Source organism: Sulfitobacter mediterraneus, from assembly GCF_016801775.1.
In the GTDB taxonomy this organism is placed as follows: Bacteria; Pseudomonadota; Alphaproteobacteria; order Rhodobacterales; family Rhodobacteraceae; genus Sulfitobacter; species Sulfitobacter mediterraneus_A.
In genome coordinates this window covers 2,494,621-2,514,347 of the sequence record NZ_CP069004.1, presented here as the reverse complement: position 1 = coordinate 2,514,347, position 19,727 = coordinate 2,494,621, and the positions used below count along the sequence as shown (strand labels likewise).

12 protein-coding genes are annotated in these 19,727 nt (G+C 58.7%); 7 read left to right on the top strand and 5 right to left on the bottom strand.

Annotated features, from left to right (window positions below):
- The first annotated feature begins 1 nt into the window (after position 1).
- Genes JNX03_RS12465 through JNX03_RS12440 form a run of 6 tightly spaced genes read left to right on the top strand, consistent with a single transcriptional unit; the run spans position 2 to position 5,630 of the window.
- Positions 2 to 1,312 (top strand): TRAP transporter large permease, encoded by a 1,311-nt coding sequence (locus JNX03_RS12465; RefSeq protein WP_203209354.1) that lies wholly within the window; start codon positions 2 to 4, stop codon positions 1,310 to 1,312.
- Positions 1,313 to 1,323: 11 nt separating this feature from the next.
- Positions 1,324 to 2,262, top strand: a complete 939-nt coding sequence (locus JNX03_RS12460; protein ID WP_203209353.1) for a hypothetical protein — start codon at positions 1,324 to 1,326, stop codon at positions 2,260 to 2,262.
- Positions 2,255 to 2,992: a 5-oxoprolinase subunit B family protein gene (locus tag JNX03_RS12455; RefSeq protein WP_203209352.1), complete on the top strand. Its 738-nt coding sequence runs from the start codon at positions 2,255 to 2,257 to the stop codon at positions 2,990 to 2,992. The genes JNX03_RS12460 and JNX03_RS12455 overlap by 8 nt, the downstream gene beginning before the upstream one ends.
- Positions 2,989 to 4,017, top strand: a complete 1,029-nt coding sequence (locus JNX03_RS12450) for a biotin-dependent carboxyltransferase family protein (RefSeq protein WP_203209351.1) — start codon at positions 2,989 to 2,991, stop codon at positions 4,015 to 4,017. The genes JNX03_RS12455 and JNX03_RS12450 overlap by 4 nt, the downstream gene beginning before the upstream one ends.
- A 1-nt stretch (position 4,018) precedes the next feature.
- Positions 4,019 to 4,792: a LamB/YcsF family protein gene (locus tag JNX03_RS12445; protein ID WP_203209350.1), complete on the top strand. Its 774-nt coding sequence runs from the start codon at positions 4,019 to 4,021 to the stop codon at positions 4,790 to 4,792.
- A gap of 4 nt (positions 4,793 to 4,796) precedes the next feature.
- Complete coding sequence (locus JNX03_RS12440) at positions 4,797 to 5,630, top strand: aminoglycoside phosphotransferase family protein (protein WP_203209349.1); 834 nt, start codon at positions 4,797 to 4,799, stop codon at positions 5,628 to 5,630.
- On the opposite strand, the gene JNX03_RS12435 is transcribed toward JNX03_RS12440, so the two are convergent.
- Positions 5,615 to 8,536 carry an ABC transporter transmembrane domain-containing protein gene (locus JNX03_RS12435; RefSeq protein ID WP_203209348.1) on the bottom strand — a complete coding sequence of 974 codons (2,922 nt, stop codon included), beginning with the start codon at positions 8,534 to 8,536 and terminating at the stop codon, positions 5,615 to 5,617. The genes JNX03_RS12440 and JNX03_RS12435 overlap by 16 nt on opposite strands.
- A gap of 208 nt (positions 8,537 to 8,744) precedes the next feature.
- On the opposite strand from JNX03_RS12435, the gene JNX03_RS12430 reads away from it, so the two are divergent.
- Positions 8,745 to 9,134: a DUF3307 domain-containing protein gene (locus tag JNX03_RS12430; RefSeq protein WP_203209347.1), complete on the top strand. Its 390-nt coding sequence runs from the start codon at positions 8,745 to 8,747 to the stop codon at positions 9,132 to 9,134.
- On the opposite strand, the gene JNX03_RS12425 is transcribed toward JNX03_RS12430, so the two are convergent.
- The 4 genes from JNX03_RS12425 to JNX03_RS12410 form a co-directional block, all read right to left on the bottom strand.
- Positions 9,124 to 10,842 (bottom strand): adenylate/guanylate cyclase domain-containing protein, encoded by a 1,719-nt coding sequence (locus JNX03_RS12425; RefSeq protein ID WP_203209346.1) that lies wholly within the window; start codon positions 10,840 to 10,842, stop codon positions 9,124 to 9,126. The two genes, JNX03_RS12430 and JNX03_RS12425, sit on opposite strands and share 11 nt — an antisense overlap.
- Before the next feature lie 92 nt (positions 10,843 to 10,934).
- Positions 10,935 to 15,782, bottom strand: a complete 4,848-nt coding sequence (locus JNX03_RS12420; RefSeq protein ID WP_203209345.1) for a PKD domain-containing protein — start codon at positions 15,780 to 15,782, stop codon at positions 10,935 to 10,937.
- Positions 15,783 to 15,819: 37 nt separating this feature from the next.
- On the bottom strand, positions 15,820 to 18,156 hold the full coding sequence (locus JNX03_RS12415; protein WP_203209344.1) for a FecR domain-containing protein: 2,337 nt from the start codon (positions 18,154 to 18,156) through the stop codon (positions 15,820 to 15,822).
- Positions 18,157 to 18,457: 301 nt separating this feature from the next.
- Positions 18,458 to 19,516 (bottom strand): saccharopine dehydrogenase family protein, encoded by a 1,059-nt coding sequence (locus JNX03_RS12410; RefSeq protein ID WP_203209343.1) that lies wholly within the window; start codon positions 19,514 to 19,516, stop codon positions 18,458 to 18,460.
- Positions 19,517 to 19,727: the final 211 nt, after the last annotated feature.

Genomic DNA, 19,727 nt, shown 5'->3' with positions numbered 1-19,727 from the left:
CATGACAGAGATTTACGCCATAACGCTTTTCCTTTTTGTGCTGTTTTTCCTGTTGGGCACAGGTGTCTGGGTTGGGCTGGCCCTGATGGGGGTCGCTTGGGTCGGGATGGAGCTGTTTACCACCCGCCCGGTCGGCGACACGATGATCACTACGATTTGGGCTTCGTCCAGTTCCTGGACACTGACGGCCTTGCCCCTGTTCATTTGGATGGGAGAGATCCTGTATCGTACCCGATTAAGCGAGGATATGTTTAAGGGGCTGTCACCATGGCTGGCAAGGTTGCCGGGCGGATTGGTGCATACCAATATCGTGTCATGCACCGTGTTTGCGGCGGTGTCTGGATCATCTGCTGCGACCCTGACCACAGTGGGCAAGATGTCGATCCCGGAACTGAGGGCCCGAAACTATCCTGAGAAGATGATCATCGGCACATTGGCAGGGGCGGCCACTCTGGGTCTGATGATCCCGCCGTCGCTGGCATTGATTGTCTACGGTGTTACCGTGAATGAAAGCATCACCAAGCTGTTCTTTGCAGGCGTGTTTCCGGGCTTGGTCTTGGCGGGCATGTTTATGGCCTATGTGGCCTTTGTCAGTTTCACCTCCAAGGATTGGAATCCCGATGTTGAAACCGGCATGAGCTTTGCCGAAAAGGTCCGCAATTCGCGGTTCCTGTTGCCGGTGTTTGCCCTGATCACTGTGGTCATCGGGTCGATGTATCTGGGTCTGGCCACAGCCACCGAAGCGGCGGCCATCGGGGTCATCGGGGCGCTGGTGCTGGCGATGTTCCAAGGGTCGCTGACCTGGGACAGTTTCCGCGAAAGTCTGATGGGGGCCACGCGAACCTCTGCGATGATCGCGCTGATCCTTGCGGGGGCAGCATTTCTGAAGCTCTCGATGGGCTTTACCGGATTGCCACGGGCGCTGGCGGATGGGATTGCGGCGATGGAATTGACCCGCTTCCAGCTGCTGATGGCGCTCTTGGTGTTTTACATCGTGCTGGGCATGTTCCTTGATGGTATCTCATCGGTTGTTCTGACCATGGCCGTGGTCGAGCCGATGGTGCGGGGCGCGGGCATTGATCTGATCTGGTTTGGCATTTTTGTCGTCGTGGTGGTCGAGATGGCCCAAATCACGCCGCCCATCGGATTTAACCTTTTTGTGCTGCAAGGCATGACCGATCACGAGATGGGCTATATCACCCGCGCGGCGCTTCCGATGTTTTTTATCATGGTTCTGATGGTCTTTGTCTTGATCTGGTTCCCCGAGATTGCGACATGGCTGCCAGAGAACCTGCGCAGCGGGCCGTCCTGAGACAGTGACCTATGATCCAACACATCTTATCTGCCGCATCGTCCCATGCGCGGCTCTGTCTGATCCTCGGGCTTGCGGGCGGGCTTTTGTTGCCCACCGTCGCGAATGCCTTGGTGCCGTGGTTGCCGCATATGGTGGCAGGGCTGCTGACGATCACGGCGTTGCGCATTGGCTGGCGCGCGGCAATGGGCGCGGTGAGCGATCTGCGCTGGGGGCTCAGCGCAGTATTGCTGCTGCAAATGGGCGTGCCGCTGGCGTGCTTGGGCATCATGACTTTGGCCGGATTCGGCGACAGCCCAGCAACCCTCGCCATCGTGCTGGCAAGTGCTGCCCCTGCCATTGCCGGGTCGGTCAATCTGGCGCTGATCCTCGGGCTGGATGGCGGGCGCATGATGCAGATTTTCGTGCTAGGCACGGCGGCGTTTCCCCTTACTGTTTTGCCGGTTCTGGCGGCGTTGCCACAGCTTGGCCCGGTGTCGGAGGTGGTGTTTGCAGCGTTGCGGTTGTTGGTGATCATCGCGGTATCGGCGGGCACCGGTTTTGTGTTGCGCCGGCTGTTCTTTCCGCGACCCTCACCGGCCCAGATCAAGGCGCTCGACGGCTTGTCTGTGATCGCCTTCTCCTCAATTGTTGTGGGGCTGATGGCAGCGCTGAACCCCGCCTTGCGGAGCGATCCGGTAGCGGTTCTGTGGTGGGCCCTGTTGGCTTTCGCGATCAGCTATCTGTTGCAGCTTATCACGCTGCTGACCCTCCGGCACGGCAAACTCAAGGCGGTCGCCGGGCCTATCGCTATCGGTGCAGGAAACCGCAATATCGCGATCTTTCTGGTGGCCCTGCCCGCCGAGGTTCTGGCGCCGCTGATGGTGTTTATCGGCTGTTGGCAATTGCCGATGTATCTGACGCCGGTGCTTTTGCCGCGCCTCTACAAATGGGCGCTTGGGGATGAGTGACTGGCCTCAGATACGTACCGTCGGCTTGTCTGGCATATTGGTCAGCTTTGCCGACAAAATGTCAGAGCCTGCCAACCGCGCCGCCTTGGCCTTTCGCGCGGCTGTAGATGCGGCAGACTGGCCCGAGGTGGCAGAGACCAGCACATCGTTGGTATCGGTCTTCTTGCAGGTTGATTTGGCAGAGGCAGCGCCGGATGCACTGGTTGAGAAACTGCAAGACCTGCTTGCTCTGTCAGACTGGCTTAATGCGCCTTTGCCAGCGGGGCGCACTTTGTGGCATGTGCCGACTGTCTATGGCACAGAGCTGGCGCCGCAATTGGAAGAGGCCGCAGAGGCTGCGGGCGTTGATCCTGATACAGCTGTCCGCGAATTGTCGACATCGCGGGTGCGGGTTCTGACCATCGGTTTTGCACCCGGCCAGCCCTATATGGGAGAGCTCAGCGAGACATGGAATATCCCGCGCCAGCAGGCGTTGACCAAATCCGTGCCCGCGGGGGCTCTGGTGGTGGCGATCCGGCAGTTGATCATCTTTACCAACGCCTCTCCCACAGGGTGGCGGCACATCGGCCAAACCGCCTTTCGCACATTCCGCCCTGATGCATCGAAACCCTTTGCCTTGTCACCGGGGGATGAACTGGTGTTCCCTTCTGTGACGCAAGCCGAGTTGGCGCAGATCCGTGCCAAAGACGACAGCGGCAATGGTGGTGCCAGTTCAGAGGCACTGACATGACTGCGCATCTGGGCATTATCCAAGCCGGTCCGGGGCTAAGCCTGCAAGATTTAGGGCGTCCCGGTTTTCGGGCGCAGGGGCTGACCATAGGCGGTGCGGCTGATCCGGTTGCTCTATACGAGGGTGCGGCACTCTTGGGGCAGCCTGCCGATACGGCGGCGATAGAAATGGCCGGAAGTGGCGGCGCATTTCGGGCCAGTGGCGATATCCGCATTGCCCTGACGGGCGCGGAAATGGCGGCAAACATCGACGGTGACCCGCTTATCTGGAACGCCTCGCATCTGCTACCTGCCGGTGCGACGCTGACCATCGGCGGGGCGCGAAACGGCAGCTATGGATACCTGCATGTGGGCGGTGGATTTGACACGCCGCCACAGATGGGATCGCGGTCCAGCCATCTCAGCGCGGGTTTGGGCCGCGCTTTGCAGGATGAGGACAGCTTGCCGCTTGGCCAGGACGAGGCGGGGCAGGTGGGCATGACCCTGACACCTGTGACCCGCTTTGGCGGTGGCGCGGTGCGCGTGGTGTCTTCAATGCAAACAACGTCCTTTTCGCAAGACACGCGGGACAGGTTTTGCCAAACACAATTTTCCCGTGATGCTCGGGCCAATCGCATGGGTGTGCGGATGGATCAACCGGGCGATGGGTTCGCCACCGAAGGGCAGCTTACCATCGTGTCCGAGGTCATTGTGCCCGGCGATATCCAAATCACCGGTGATGGCGCACCATTTGTGCTGATGTATGAATGCCAGACAACAGGGGGATATCCGCGCATCGGCACAGTGATCCCTTGTGATCTGCCGCGGGTTGCGCAGGCCCAGATGGGGGCCACGATCCGGTTTGAATTTGTTGAGATGGCCGAGGCCATCGCGTTGCAAACCCGCTTTCTGTCTGAGCTGAAATCACTGCCGTCCAAAGTGATGCCGCTTGTGCGTGATCCGGCCAATATCCGTGATCTGCTGGGCTACCAGTTGATCAGCGGCGCGGTTTCTGCCCAAGCAAACCCTTTTGAAGAGGAGAATTGAGATGCCACATGTCGATCTGAACGCGGATATGGGAGAGAGTTATGGCGCATGGAAAATGGGCGACGATGCGGCGCTTTTGAACATTGTGACCTCGGCAAATATCGCTTGTGGTGGTCATGCGGGGGATGCGGATGTGATGGCGGCGACCATGACGATGGCCCAAAGCAACGGTGTGGGCATTGGCGCGCATCCGGGGTTCATGGACATCGCCGGATTTGGCCGCAACCGCATGTCAGTGCCGCGCGGGACGTTGCAAAATCAAGTGCGCTATCAAGTGGCCGCAAGTCTTGGCATGGCCCGCAGCGTGGGCGCAGAAGTGCGGCATCTCAAGCTGCACGGCGCAATGGCCAACATGTGTGCCGAAGACGAGGATATGGCGCGTGACCTATACGAGGCGGCGTTGAGTGTTGCGCCCGATTTGATTGTCATGGTGCTGGCCGCCACCGCGCAACAGTCGGCGGTGGAAAAGCTGGGCTGCCTCTGGGCCGGAGAGATCTTTGCAGACCGCGCCTATAACGACGATGCCACGCTGGTGGACCGGTCTTTGCCCGGTGCGGTGATCCATGATGCGGATCATGCTGGTGCTCGGATGGTTCAGATGGTGCAGGCCGGCGCAATCATCACCGAAAGCGGCAAACATATTCCGACACAGATTGATACGATCTGCCTGCATGGCGATACGGCAGAGGCCGTTCAGATTGCCGGATCGGTCAGGCGCCAATTGGAAGCGGCTGATGTGTCTCTGCGCAAGTTTGAAGGGCATCGGTCAGATTAGCGCAATGGATGTACAGACACAGGCGCAATTGGCCAAGCTGGCCCCGATCTTTGACGCATTGGGGGAAAAAGCGGTTGCGATTTCGGTGTTGGGTGGCGGGGCACAGGCATCGATCTGGCGTATTCAAACAGACCGGCGCACCTATGCGCTGCGCGTGCTCAAACCCGGTTCGCCGGGACTAGATCCAGCGATCGATGCCAGATTGCGCCGCACGCTTTCTCAAAATGGCGCTGCAGTTGTCCGTCCGGTGTTGACCTCTGAGGAGGTGACGACGCCAGAAATATCTGCGCAATGGGTGTTGGACGATTTTGTGCATGGACGGCCATTGTCAGGGCCGCTGCCCCGGCAACCGGCCAATGATCTGGGTCACTCACTTGGGGTGATACACGGTCTCGATCAGGACGCATGGGCCGAAATTCCGGTCAGCTTGCCATCGGCCCTGTCTGGGTTGGGCAAATTGCGGCCGGGCGCAAAGCAGGCTCTGTACCAGGAGTTGATCAACCATACCCTGGCTCCAGAAAACACCCGCGTTGCCGTCTGTCACGGCGATTTGCATGCAGATCAAGTGTTCCGGAAGCGGCACGGCGGGATTGCGATATTGGATTTCGGTTTGGCGCGGCGCTGTGACTGTCGCTGGGATCTGGCTGCGGTTTTGTTGGCTTACGGGCGAGGCAGCTTTGACGCTGTCTTAGCGGGATATCCGGGCAATGCCGTAGATCTTGATAAGGTGCTACCATTTGCCCAGACATTGGCCATTGCAGCGTTGATGCGGGGCCGGGCCAAGGCCGCAGCGGCGCAAACATTTCTGGATAATCATCCTGTTCAGTTGGATACGTAGCCCGCGACAACCTGTAGCAGTTTGTAGGCTGTGCCAGCATCGCTGCCGACCACATCAAGGAATTCCTCACCGCCAATGCGCAGGCAGGTCAGGTCCGATTTGGCCCGCATATCCAACGCGCGGGGTACATTGCGGATCAGGCCCAATTCCCCGACCAATGCGCCGGGGCCAGAGGTCGTGATCAGCAGATCATCCTCGCCGTCACGGGGCAGCAGCAGATCAGCTTCCCCGTCGATCACCAGATAGGCGCCAGAGGTCGGGTCGTCATCTTTGTGAAAAACATATTCGCCCGGCTCGGCCTTGTACCACCGCGCCCCGAAGGCCAGCAGCCGCAGTTGTTTGCGGGCGAGGCCAGAGAAAAGGTCGGTCCCTTCGATGGCCCGCAGCTTGCGGGCGAGATCGGCGCTGACGGTGCTGTCCTCATCTTGTGGCGTGGCACTGGCAATGGACGAAATCCGGCCTGCCTGCATCTCGTAAACGGCTGTGAAATCGCCGGTGTTTTCGAAGCTGGGCGCAAGACAGATGATCGTGGTGCGTGGCAACAATGCGCGCAGTTTTTGCGGCAGGATGTTCCGGGTCTCGTCATCAAAGCTGGCCAGCACACCGTCAAGGATCAATATGTGAGGTCGCTTGATCGTGGCGCGGCTTATGGCGAGCGATTCCGTGAGCAATGCGGGCAGATTGCCACCGCCCAAGGTCAGCGGCATCTCAAAAATGAGGTCGAGCACAAGGCCGGCCAAATCCGCCTTTCGCAGGATGTCGCCAATCAGATCACGCAACTCATCGGCTTTGGCGCCGGCGCTGGCCACGATCCGGCCATAGAGCGCGTTTTCCAGCACAGTGAGGCCCGCAACCGGTGCATCCGCATCAATCGGGCTGAGCAGATCCACCATGCTGGCTTGCAATTGCGCGCCATGTTCCTTGCGGATTTGCAGCACGCGGGTGGTGATTTCTTCGGGAAACGCGGTGCCCAGTTTGTCGGCGGAAATTACAAAGGTCACGGCCAGAAGACGGGCTTTTTCATCGCGCTCAAGCTGACCGCCGTCTTGGTGCTTGGTCAACAATGCGACAGCATTCTCGTAGGTTTCTGGATCGAGACCAAGCTTGCGGAACATCGGATGATCGGTGCCGTCCAGACCAAATATCTGGCGCAAAAGATCAACGATATCGGCCGCCAGTTGCAGCAGGTCCGCCTCAAGATGCAACTCTTCGAGAAGGTTCAGGAATTGCGCCTGCTCAAGCAGGTTTTCTGCGGTGACATGATTGCGCGACGTGGCAAACAACATGTTCTCGGCCACGGGTAGGCTGGGATTGAACAGATCCTCGCGGAAGAAATAAACAGCATCGCGCAGGCCGGCATCTCTGACAGCTTTTTCAACATCAGGCCGAAGTGCGACCAACGCGCGGGCCAGCTTGGTATGGACCGTTGCATTGATCCGTTGTTCGACGCCGCGTTTGAACAGCGCCTGATCAATGCCCATCCCGGTGATCAATTCCAGCCACCAGGACCGCAGATCTTCGGCTGACACGTCGTCTTCGATATCCTGCCAATCTGTTTCAAGTGGGTCTGTGCTGTTGCCTGCCCGTGCGCTTTCTGCGGCGGTTTCGTCTTGTTCGCCGCCAGGCTGCAGCTTCAGGGGCAGCATGACGTTGTCGCCAAAGCTGCCGAGGAACATCACGGGACGGGATGTGGCGTGGCCGATGCGCTTGGCAATTGTTGCCTGATGCAGGTCGGAAAGCTGCAGATCGCCGATGGTGATCTTGCCCGAAGACGGGATCACCTCACGCACCAGCACCTCTGCAAGGGCGCGGCGGTCTTCATCGCTGGGCGCGGTGATGGCGATGGAGGTGCCGGCATCAAAAGTGACGTTCAAGTCTTCGAGCACCGGATTACCATCGGCATCCTGCACGTTGACGCCGTGCAACTGGACTGTTCCTGCCAGATCTTCCAACTTCTCAGGATAACCATCGAACAGGTCTTTGCGGATCATGCCCTGAGGGGCAAACCGTTCGGTAATGGTTTCCCACCGCAGGGCCATATCCTGAGACTGGTTGTAATAGGCCAGCAGTTCTTTCCATGGGCTGGACAGGTCTTTGTAAGCAGCCAGAGCCGCAACAAGGGCGCCCACGGTGATCTCGCCCTTGATCGCGAGATAGCCGCCAAGCGAATAGAAAAAGAACGGTGTCAGTTGCGAGATGAAGTTGTTGACGAACTTCATAAAGAATTTCTTTTGGAAGATCTCAAACCGGATGGCAAAGAGCCGCCCCAAACGGAAGGAAACCATCGCGAGACGATAACGCCAGCCGCCGTTGACACGCAGGGTGCTTGCTCCTGCCGAACTTTCGCCGATTTCCGACGCCAGCGCCCGCAACTGGATCACCCGCTTTTTGTTCAGTTTGTTCACTTGCCGCTGCAATTTGGGGATCAACCACGCCTGTAGCGGAATGAACGCGCAGGCGGCCAACCCAAAGGTAAAGCTTTGCAGGAACAGGAAGCCAAGGATCGTCGCCATCTGGCCTGCTTGCAAGACGGGTTGCGCAACTGCATCGCCCATCAGCCCGCCCATCGGTTCGGATTCCGACGTGACCATCGAAACCAGCTCACCTTGGCTGGTGCGTTCGAAATAGGGGGCGGGGAATCGCAGGATGCGCGCGATCAGGGTATACCGCAGCCGCCGCAGCAAACGTTCGGCCAGCACCCCCTTCATCGTGTTGATCCGCATTTTCATGATGCCGTGACCAAAGACGGACAACAGGAACAGACCGCACAGGAACATCAAGAACGGCACCTGCTGCATTTCGTAGCCATATACGGTGACAGGCCCGCCCGCGCCGATGGCGTCATTGATGATCCGCTTGGGCAATTCCAAGGTCAGGTACAGCAATGGAAACAGCGTCAGCGTCACGGCCAGCAAAATCAGCTGATCGCGTTTGGAATATTTCCAGATGAAACTGAACAGCGTGCGTTCGATGGGGCAGATCCAATGCTGAGGTGAAACAAAAAGACTTTGAAAATCATCAACCTCAGAGTCTTAACAACTCTGGGACGCTAAAATCAATTGATTTGCAGGTTTCGCAGGTTCCGTTAGGATCGTACCTTGAGGGAGGACGTGCGTGACCGCAGAGCTTCAGACCGCTTTGCTCCTGCTGTTATTGCTGGAGATCAAACACCTGTTTGCGGATTTTTTTCTGCAAACGCCGCGCATGTTGTCCGGCCGTGGGCAGTATGTCCATTTGGGGCGTGCCCAACATGCCGGGCTGCATGCGGCGTTTTCTGTCTGCGCCCTGCTGGTCTGCGGGGCGCCGGTGATGTTTGTCGCGATCCTCTGCCTCGTGGAACTGGTTGTGCATTACCACATTGATTGGGCCAAAGGGGTGCACTCGGACAAGACGGGATATACGCCAACAGACCCAGGGTATTGGCGGGCCTTTGGGGTTGATCAATTGCTTCATCAGCTGACCTATATCGCGATGGTCTGGGCTTGGGCCAACTTTACGCTGTGACGGCCTTTGCCGCGAAGTTCGGCACCGGCTCGGCGTAACCTTTCAAGGCAATTGGCGCCAAGGTTTCGAATGCCACACCCTCAAGATCGCCGCTGGCATCTCGGGTTGCCTGATCCAGAAGAACCTGCCCCGGATCCGCTTTGGAGCACAGGCGCGCTGACAGGTTCACGGTGGAGCCAAGTACGGTGAAATCCATCCGCTCCCGGGCGCCCATGGCCCCGACAACCACTTCACCGGATGCGATGCCAATGCCCACATGAAGGTTGTAGTCGGGAAATTTCATCAACAGGTCTTGCATCGCGTTGGTGATCTTGACCGCGCATTGTACCGCGCGGATCTCCATCTCTTCGCCTTCAAAAACAGCGACCAGTGCGTCACCGATGAACTTGTCAACGTCGCCCTTATGTTCTTCGACGATATCGGTCTGCACATCAAAATACTGGTTCAGCGCCTCAATCACGACCTCGGGCGGTACCCGTTCGGAGAATTCGGTATAGCCGCGAATATCGGTAAAAATGACCGAGACCCGCCGCCGTTGCCCGCCGCGCGACATGCCTGCTTCATGCGATCCTTGAATGGCGTTCATGGTGCCGTGGCTGACAAATTTCATCAGCTCCAATCGTTCTCCCAGATGGCCGATCATCTGGTTGATGCGGTTTGACAGATCGCCGATTTCATCGCGCGAATTGACGTTTTGCACACGGGCGCTGAAATCACCGCTACCGACCTTCTCCGCCACGCTGCCGATCTCAAGGATCGGTTTGGTCAGTCGCCGCGCAAAGATGAGGGCGCCGATGCTGGCAATCGCAAACCCCAGCAGGCCAACAATCAGGATCTGTTCCGTGATGGCATTCACCACGCCGTAGGCTTGATCTTCGCTTTGTTCGGTCACCACGGCCCAGGGAAACCGGTTGGGAAAGGCGTAAGCGCCAAGCATCTTGGTGCCATCGGTGCGGGTATAGCCTTGCAAGGTGTCGGCCCGCGCGTTTGCCGTAATCAGTGGCATGGCAGAGCGGACCAATGACCGGTCCGTGAGCGAGGTGGGTTCAGGCGTTAATACAGTGTATCCCTGAGGATCAATCACAGAGATTTCCCCACGCGCCGAGAACGGGTGATTGGCCACCAACGCTGCCATGGAGGCAAGGTTGATCTTTGCGGCAAAGGTGACTTCACGGCCTGCGATCTTGGTGTCCAACGGCAGGGCGATGGTCGCGATCCAATCGCCGGTCGCATCAATCTGGTCAATCAGCGGCTTGCCGTAGGCACCGCGTGCCCGCAGATCAGCCAGGAGTTCCGGAGAGGTGCTGAGTGTGGTGACAGGATCAAGTCCCGCAGTGTCCAGCCGTTGGGCAAAGCCCTGATCCGGGGCAAGGATTGGCAGTTTTGATCCGTCAATCGCCAGTTGCAGCGCGACCACTTGGGGAAGTTCCTGAATGCCCAGTGTCAGCAGGGACACCTTCTGTTGTACGTCCAGATCGGGGCTGTCGATGCCATTGCGGATCACTTGCAGCGGTGAAAGCCAGCGGCCCTGAAATTCATTGTCGAAGGCGCGGCGCAGCTGGCTGGCAACTGCAGTCAGATCTTCGTTGGCGGCGCTCTTTAATTCGTCGCGGGTCAGCTTGGTCAGGTTCTGGCCAACAATGGCCAGCGGCAGCACGGCAAGCAAAGTGGCAAACAGGAAAAATTTGATGCGTAATGGAAATCTCATGTGCGCACCTTAGAGCAGAAAACAGGCTCTGAATATGGGCTATCTGCCACCCGCACGCCGCAGCGGTTTGACCGCTGCGGCGTGGGCAAAGATCAGTTGCGCGGCAGCGCCGTGACAGTTGCCGTGTCACGGCCGACCCCGCAGGCCAGCCCGGTTGGGTCGCGTGCCTCAACCGTCACGGTGTAGGTGCCGGGCGTTGCATAGCGATGCCGTGATACTGCGCCTGTGCCGGTGGTTCCGTCGCCATAGTTCCAGTGCAGGTCCAAGCCTTGGCCATCTGGGTCAAAGGCATTGGATGCATCAAAATCAGCAACGTCATGGGCCGCGCCCAGCTTTGTTGTGATGTCCGGCCCGGCATCGACGCTTGGTGTATGATTGACCAGAACCGCTGCGCGATCTGTACCGGTGCCGCAGGTCAGACCACTATTGTCGGTCACGACCAGATCCACGGTGACAGGACCAGCGTTATCAAAACTGCGCTCAACCCTTGGGCCGGTCAGTGTCACGCCATCGCTGAACTTCCACTCAAACTGTTCGATCAGACCGTCCAGATCACCAGAAGCACCGGCATCAAATACCGTCACATCGCCAGGGCAGACCACACGGTCCGGTCCGGCAAGTGCCGTTGGTGCCGCATTGACCCGCACATAGCGTTCCTCGCGGCGTTGGCTGTTGGCGAGGTTCTTGCCGTCATTCAAGGCGACGCTCACCGGGTAGAGGCCCGGATTTGCAAATTGGTAGCGCACACTGGCCCCCTCGGCACGCACACCGGTGTCGCCGAAGATCCATGCAACATCCGTACCTTCCGGAACGTCAACCTGCCAAGGCAATTCCACGGCAGGACAGATCCATTGCGGCGCTTCAAGATCGGCGACCGGGGCGGGGTTCACCACAACTTCATGTTCGCGGGTGACACGGCTGTTACCAACGCCCGCATCATCCGTCACCGTCAGGGCCACCTTGTAGGTACCGGCTTTGGCAAAACGGTGGGCGGGGCGCAAGCCTTCGCTGGTGTTGCCGTCGCCAAAGTCCCAGGCGTAGTTGATGATCACGCCATCCGCGTCGATTGAGGCGCCCGCATCAAAGATCACCGCTTCACCTGCGGCCATGGATTGCGGGCCCTTGATGTCAGCGGCAGGTGCCTCATTGACCACAACCTTGCGGGTTGTCTCGATGGTACTGCACCCTTGGTTGCCGCCAGAAAGCTCGGTTTTCAGGGTCGCAAAATAAACGCCCGGTGTTTCAAAGACGTGCGAAACCTCAGCCCCTTCTGCGGTTGCACCATCGCTAAAGCTCCAGCTGTGAGAGATCACGGATGCCCCCTCAAGATCGCTGAGATCAATGGAGAACTTCGCAGGCATTCCAGCGGCGGCGCGTTCAGAGCCGACGATGGTCTGCGCGGGCGCTGCGACGACCTCGACATTCACGGTGTCGGTGTCCAGCGGGCTGCAGGACCCCAAAGCTTCGCCTGTAATGGTCAGGTTCACCACGTAGTTGCCGGGCTTTTTGAACCGGTATTCAGGACGTTCACCGCTGGCTGTTCCGCCATCACCGAAGGTCCAGGCGAAAGAGTTGACCGCCCCGTCTGCGTCGGTTGATCCGGACCCGTCAAAGCGCACGGCCTGGTTGGTGCAAACGGTCATATCCTCGCCAGCATCAGAGATCGGTCCTTCGCGGATCAGGGCGGCGATACGGTCCACCGCGGTGCCCCATTCGGTGCCGGTGCCATTGCGCACGGTCAGGGTGACCGGATAGGCGCCGGGCTGTTCGTAGGTTTTTGACGGGTTCACCAGATCGGAGGTTTCGCCATCGCCGAAGTCCCAGGAATACAGCAGCAAACTGCCATCGGGGTCGGAGCTGTCTGAGGCGTCAAACAGGATCGGCTGGCCGGAACACACATCCTTGTTGCCGCCTGCCACCGCAATTGGACGGGTCTTGATCGTGACGACCGTTGTGTCGATGGCTTTCGCGTTCTTCAGGCCGGTCCCGTCATCGACGCGCAGCGTCACGGGGTAGATGCCGGATTTTTCGTAGACATGGGTGACCTGCGCCCCTTCCATCGGGGCGGAGCCGTCGCCAAAATCCCAGGCATAAATCAACGCATCACCATCGGCATCTGAGGAGGCTGAACCGTCAAATGAGACCTGTAGAACTTCGGTATCAATGCGCGGTCCGGCTTCGGCGACCGGGGCGTGGTTGACCCGAATGGTCAGATCATCGGTGTCGGTGGCGTTGGTCACGCCGCTGTCATCGGTCACGACCAGTTGCGCGGACCATACGCCGGGGGTGTCATAGGTGCGTTCAAAGGCGGGGAGAGCAACAGGATCAACACCATCGTCAAATTCCCACATGTAGCTGATGATCTCGCCGTCCGTGTCGTAGGACAGACCGCCGTCAAAGCGTACGGGATCGCCCGGCGCGACCAGCTGGTCGGCACCCGCTTCTGCCACAGGGGCAGCGTTGACGGTGATCAATGTCTCGGCTGTGTCAGCCGCCGGTCCGCCGGAAAAGCTGTCTTTGACTGTCAGACCAAACCGGTAAAGGCCGGGACTGGCCAAAGCGACAGCGATGCGTTCGGCAGATTGTGAGGTGCCATCCGGCAACGTCCATTCGTGGACGCTGACGCGGCCATCGGGGTCCAGTGAGGCGCGGCCGGACAGGACAAACTCTTCGTTCGGTGCCACGGTCAGGGGCGGGCCAGCATCGGCGATAGGCGTGGCGTTGATCGTGATCGTTGTTGTGGCACGGTCGACGTTCAAAGGTGCAGTGCTTTCGTCGCGTACGACAAGCGCCACCTCGTAAATGCCGGGCCGTGCATAGGCATGAACCGGCGTCGGGCCGGTGCCAGTGTGACCATCGCCAAAGTCCCATTCGTAGGATGTGATCCCACCTTCGGGATCGGAGGACGCGGTGCCGTCAAACTGGACTTCGCTGGCCGTGACAAATTGGGCCGGACCTGCATTCGCGGTTGGGGCGGCATCAATCACGATCTGCTTTTCGATCTTTTGAATGGCTGAGGCCGTGCCGCTGTCATCTGTGACGGTCAGGGTCACGGTATAGATCCCCGGCGCGGTCCAGGCGTATTCGACGATCTCACCGTCCCCCAATGCGCCATCACCGAAATCCCACATGTAGGACAGGATCGATCCATCGGGATCAACACTGGCCTCAGCAGAGAGACTGGCCGCCTCGGAGACAGACACAGGGCGGTCCGGGATCGTGAACATCGGCTCTGGCGGCGCGTTCACGACCACGATCAATTGATCCCAGTCATAATTGTTCTCAACGCCGCTGTCGTCTTTGACGGTCAGGGTGGCATAGTAGGTGTCGGGCTTGGTGTAGGTGTGGCTGATCCGTGCACCTTCAATGATGGTGCCGTCGCCCATGTCCCAAACATAAGTGTTGAGAGTTCCATCCACGTCGTAGCTGGCACTGGCATCAAACAGCAGCGTTTGGCCGGTCTCGGCGGTTTGGTCCGTACCTGCTTCGGCCACGGGGGGAAAGTTGACCGTGATCAGGCGGGTTTCAACGCCGAAGTTACAGGGGTGATCGCTGTTGTCTTCAACCCGCAGGTTGCTGCGGTAGGTGCCTGGCTTTTCATAGGTTTTCTCGGCATAGCTGCCAGCCGCGCCGGTGCCATCGCCAAAGCTCCAGATGTAGCGGCTGATGGGGCTGTCTGATGGTTCTGATGCTGAACCGTCAAAAGGCACAACCTGACCGGGGGCCACTGTGATCGGATCGCCGGGTTTGGCTGTTGGGCCAGACCGGACATGCACGGGTACGGCAACGCTGGATCCACGGCCAGCATGGGTGCCTTGTTCCATCACCTTGAGTGTCGCGGTATAGCGGCCCGGCGAGTCATAGCGGTGTGCGATCACGGATTGATCGGTAGATTTGCCATCGCCAAACTCCCAGATGTAGCTGAGCGGCACGCGCCCTTGCGAGGGGCTGGCGTCAAAGGCTACAGCGCGGCAATCTGCCAGAGGGCTGGCGGTTCCGATGGCTGTCGGGCGGGCCGGATCAAGCGCCTTTACCGGCGGCATTTGCAAGCCGACGGCTGCGCCGTCTTTGTCAAACACGGATACGGTCACATCATTTGGTGTTTCAAACCCGCCTTTAAGACTAAGTGCCAAAGCGCCGGTTTCCGGCGCCGCGCTGTCGATGGACCAATAGTTCTGACCAGAGATTTGCAGCGGTATATCAGTGTAGTCGGTCACAAAGGTCAGATCGCCCTTGGCGCCGTCAAAATTCTGCACCTTGAACGGCCCTTGCGCGGCGGGGTCTACCGTGACGCGGGTTGCGGATGTGCCGGCGCTCCACCTGATCGTGGGCTGGTAGGCGAACATCGACAGGTCATTGGGCGCGCGGTTACGGTCGCGCACTGTGCTGACAGCGACCGAAAAACCGTTGCCGTCGTTGCCGGCGGTACCGTCCACATCAATGCGGAAATAGGCGCGGCCATTCACGATCTCACCTTGACGCGCGCGGACGGTGCCCAGTGTTATCCAGCGGCCATCGGTGCCTTTGTCATAGCCGTATTCAGATTGCGCCAAGACCTTGCCAGGATCGGTTGTGACGGTCGAAATACGGGCAGGTCGTTCGCGTTCCTGCACCATGGAGGGGCGGGTTGCGCCGGTAAAGGCACCTTCGCCGCCCATGATGCGATAGGTCGTCAATGAATCGCGCGGACCGCCATAGGTGAAGTCATCGTTGCCGCTGGTTTCGGGATCAAAGATGCGCACATAGACACGTCCGGGCGTGTTTTCAGGGATCGAGAAAAGGATCTGTTCGCGGTGATCCACGTCGCCTTCGGAACTGGGCGCGGAGATTCCGTAGATCACCAGCAGGCTGGCCGTGTCGGCGGTGGTTTGGGCGCTCAGCGGCAGGGCAAGCGCAGTAAGGGCGCCGGCAGCCAGTGTGATGCGTTTCATCCAGTTCATCGTCTTCCTCCATCCCTCAGGCGCAGCGCCCGAGAGGTCATTTGAATGCCGTGTTTCCGGCGTAGTCTTCGACGGCCACTTCGATCAGTTGGATCTGGCCGGTTTCGGGCGGCAGGCTGGCGCGGCAGATGCCCGCGCCACTGTCGCAGCGCAAAAATCCGTCCCGTTCCGCACCGCCAATCTCAATCAGATAGGTGGCGGACTTGCGCAGCCCGCTTGGGTCGGTTGCGGCCACTTCGATGGTGATTGGCCCAGCATTGCCTTCGGCTCGGATCACTTCGGCGCGGGTGATCACGGGTGGCTCAATGTCATAAACGGTTTGCAAGCGTACAGCCGTGACGTTGCCAACAGCATCGGTCGCCAGCAGATCAAAATCGTTGATGCCGGGTTGCAGCTCGGTTGCGATGGCAAAGGCTCCGTCAGCAATCTCCACGGGCTGGCCATCCAGTGTAAGGTTGACCGCATCCCCTGCCGTGCCGGTGATCTCTAGATCAGGATTGTCAGTGGCCTTGGGTAGCGGCAGATCAAGCTTCACCTCCGGGGGCATTTCATCGCGTAAGACAAAGAAATCGGCGCGACCTTCGGATTTGCCATTGGGCGCGAAAATTTCAATCTGATAGCCCTGAATTTGAGATGTTGCCGGGACACTAAACGAAAGGGCGCCTTGTGGGCCTGTTACGGCCTGCACCACCACGGCGCCCGAGGCATCAATGACAACGACCGGTGCATCGGGTTGCGCGGTGGTCGCCGCGCGAACAACCAGTTCCCCAGATCGCGTAGCAAAAGCATCGTCAGCGCGGGGCATGGCAGGATCAAATGCGATCTCAACCGCAACCGCGGGGCGGTAAATGACGGTTTGTCCAAGGTTGCTTTGGTTTCCTGCCAGATCGGTCGCATCAAGGCGCAGCAGGTTTTCGCCCACATTCAAAGGCACTTCGATTTCAAAGCTGCCGTCCTGGTTCAGCTCCAGTGGCGCACCGTTTAGCAGGACAGTGGCATCCGGCTCGGACGCGCCGAAAACGATGATCGTCGGCTCTTCAGACAGGGTGCCGTCACCGGGGGCCAGCAATGTCAGAAACGGCGGCGTGTTGTCCCGGCGCACGATAAAGCCAGCGGGTTTGCTCCATTGTCCGGGGAGCCCCAATTGATCAAGCGCGGCAACCCGCCAGAAATAGCGAGCCGGGGGCAATTCCGGCGTGGTAAAAGCGGTTTCGGCGATGCCCCATTCACTGACCTGCATTTCATTAAATCCAGCGTCGCGGGCCACTTCGATCCAATACCCCGCAGCGCCGTCAAATCCGGCCCAAGCCAGATCAACAGCGCTGGAATACAAGATTTCATTATCGTCCGGTCGGCTGAGTACGGGGCTATCCAGAACATCGGCGGTCTGGGCGCCGTCGCGGTTGAGCACAACACCTTCATTTTCACCGATCACCACGGCAGTATCGCCCTGCCTGACCTCAAGGCTGGCTTGATCATAATTCACAAACTTTGCGCCGCTGGTGTCGTTCTTGACCCAGAAATCCGATGAGTTCGTCTTGGTCTCGACACCCGGCACATCGATTTCAAAAGCGGTCTTGTCCGACAGCTGGTTCAGAACCGCATAAAAGTCGCCGTCCACCAGCGAGACCTTGGTCACCTCATCCCCGGTCAACGGGTCAGAGCGCATGCGCTGGATCGTGGCATTGGAATTGGCGTTCAACCGCAGGCGCGACAGATCGCGAAAGGTGATCTGGGTTGTGCTGCCCGAAAGGGTGCGCACGCGTTCAAATTCGATCAGAATGTCGTTGAGGTTTCGACCAGACCAGCGCGGCTCGGCCGGGGCGCGGCCCTGCACATCACCTTGCACATCGGACACGACCGCCTCGGCAGAGCGGTCGCGTTGGGCAATCGCGATCTCAAGCGCCTCCTGCGCCAGCAGAGTGGCGATGTCGGACAGATCAATGACCTCGCCCCACTGATAGGTTTCACGCCGCTCCAGCGCGGTTTCGCGGCTGGCGACGGCATTGCCGATCTGAACCGGCGCAAAGACCTGTGCGCCTTCCGCTGTTGCGGTCTGGATGGTGTTGAGCGCCTGTTGGAGCGCCTCGTCCGCCGCGCGAACCTGTTTGACCGGCATCTTGAGCGTGTCGTTGGGCCGTAAATCGGTGGGTGTTGCGATCTGGTTCAGTTCAAGGACGTAGGGCCATAGATCAGGATCCCCCAGATGCCGCCCAACAAAATCGCGGATGGTGTCGGCAGAGGTGAATGTAATGTTCTCGAACTCAAGCGTTGCGCTGCGCGTTTGGCTTAGGGCCGGCTGAACCGCCAGTCCTGATGCAAAAGCGCTGGCTAAAACAAGACCGCGCAGAATATGTCGGACAGTACAAAACAATATTGCCGCCCCCGAGGGATCAAAGAGAAGTGCCTAAAAATTGGCACAATCCTCCGGAGAAACCCCTGTTCAAGCAAGTTTATTCGTTAACAAAGTAACTGTTTCTGGGGTGGATTGGTCTGTCGAAGTGCATCAATAGCCCAGTTTTAAGGGGCATTGTCGCGTATTTGGCATCTATAGGTAAGCGGGCCATTTGCGGTGGTCGTTTTTGTAACCAACGTGTTTGAAGCGGGCCCGGCTCTGATTCTCTGGAGAATTGCCGCGGTTCCGACTGTGCTCGAAACCGTGGCAAACTTTGACACTATTGGGCGTAAAGGCCGCCTGTGGGCGTCGCGAGGAAATCGGACAGCGGAATGTCTTCTTGCTTGAGGAACCCGCTGGCTGGCAACTTGCCGTCGCGCACCATTTCGATGATTGCGACGACCGATCCTGCGGTGGTCCACGCGATGGCCGTGCGGGATTTGCCTGCAACATCAATCGGACGGTAGCCGCGCACAAACTCCTTGCGGGCCATTCGCCCGTCTTTCTTGCCCTCTGCCGCGACGTGCACATAGACCACGTCGTCATCCACGGGCGGCTTGGCGTTCACAAGGATCTCTCCTGCCTCTTTGCGGCGCTCGCGCATCAACAGCTCGTGGAAGAAAAAGTTCATCTGCGCGGCGTGACCGGGATAGCGCATGGTTTTGTAGTCGATGTTGGCAACCTTGCCCAAATAGGTGTCGCACATTGTGCCCAAACCGCCTGAGGTCGTGAAAGCTTCAAGTTTGACCCCGTCGATGTAGATATCTTCAAGCCATTCCATCGCCGAGACCCATTTGATCTCACCGTCTTCGATCACTTCGCAGTCGTTCAGATATTCGTTGACCACACCTTCGGGCGACCAATTGAAGGCATAACCCATCAAGCCGGTGGGGTTTTGCGGAAGGGCACCAACCCGCATTTTACAGCTGCGGCATTCATCAAGCGATGCGATCAGATCTGCGCCGACAATTCCGATGAAACCCGGTGCCAGACCACATTGCGGCGCCATCAACCCTTTGGAGGTTTTGCTCAGCTCAATGATGGATTTGGTGGTTGGCACGTCTTCGGTCAGGTCAAAGTAGTGGATGCCAGCATCATGGGCGATCTGCGCCAGCCGGGCGTTCAGGTGAAACGGGAGGCAGGACAGGACGGCGTCTTGCTGTGCAAACTCGGCAGAAACGTCGCCGGTCTGGCTCAGATCCATCGCCTTGACGGCAAAAGGCAGCGATGTGGCGGGTTGCGACATATCTATGCCGGTCACGTCAAACCCTGAATTGTGCAGCAGTTCCGCTGCCAATGTGCCAACTTTTCCAAGCCCAAGAACTGCAATTTTTTTCATAGCCAACCCTCAATCATAGCTGTTGAGAAAAGGCGGGATCGGCATGTGATAGAGCTGCCTGCCGCCATTTCAGATTGCAGCCACCTAATGCGCCCCGGTGGGCAGATACAATCGCTTGATACTCATCCACTCATGAATAATATTCATATCTCAACCTGCCGGACGCCGGTATGGGTGACTTTGACCGCATCTTGAGGCAGGAACACCCGCA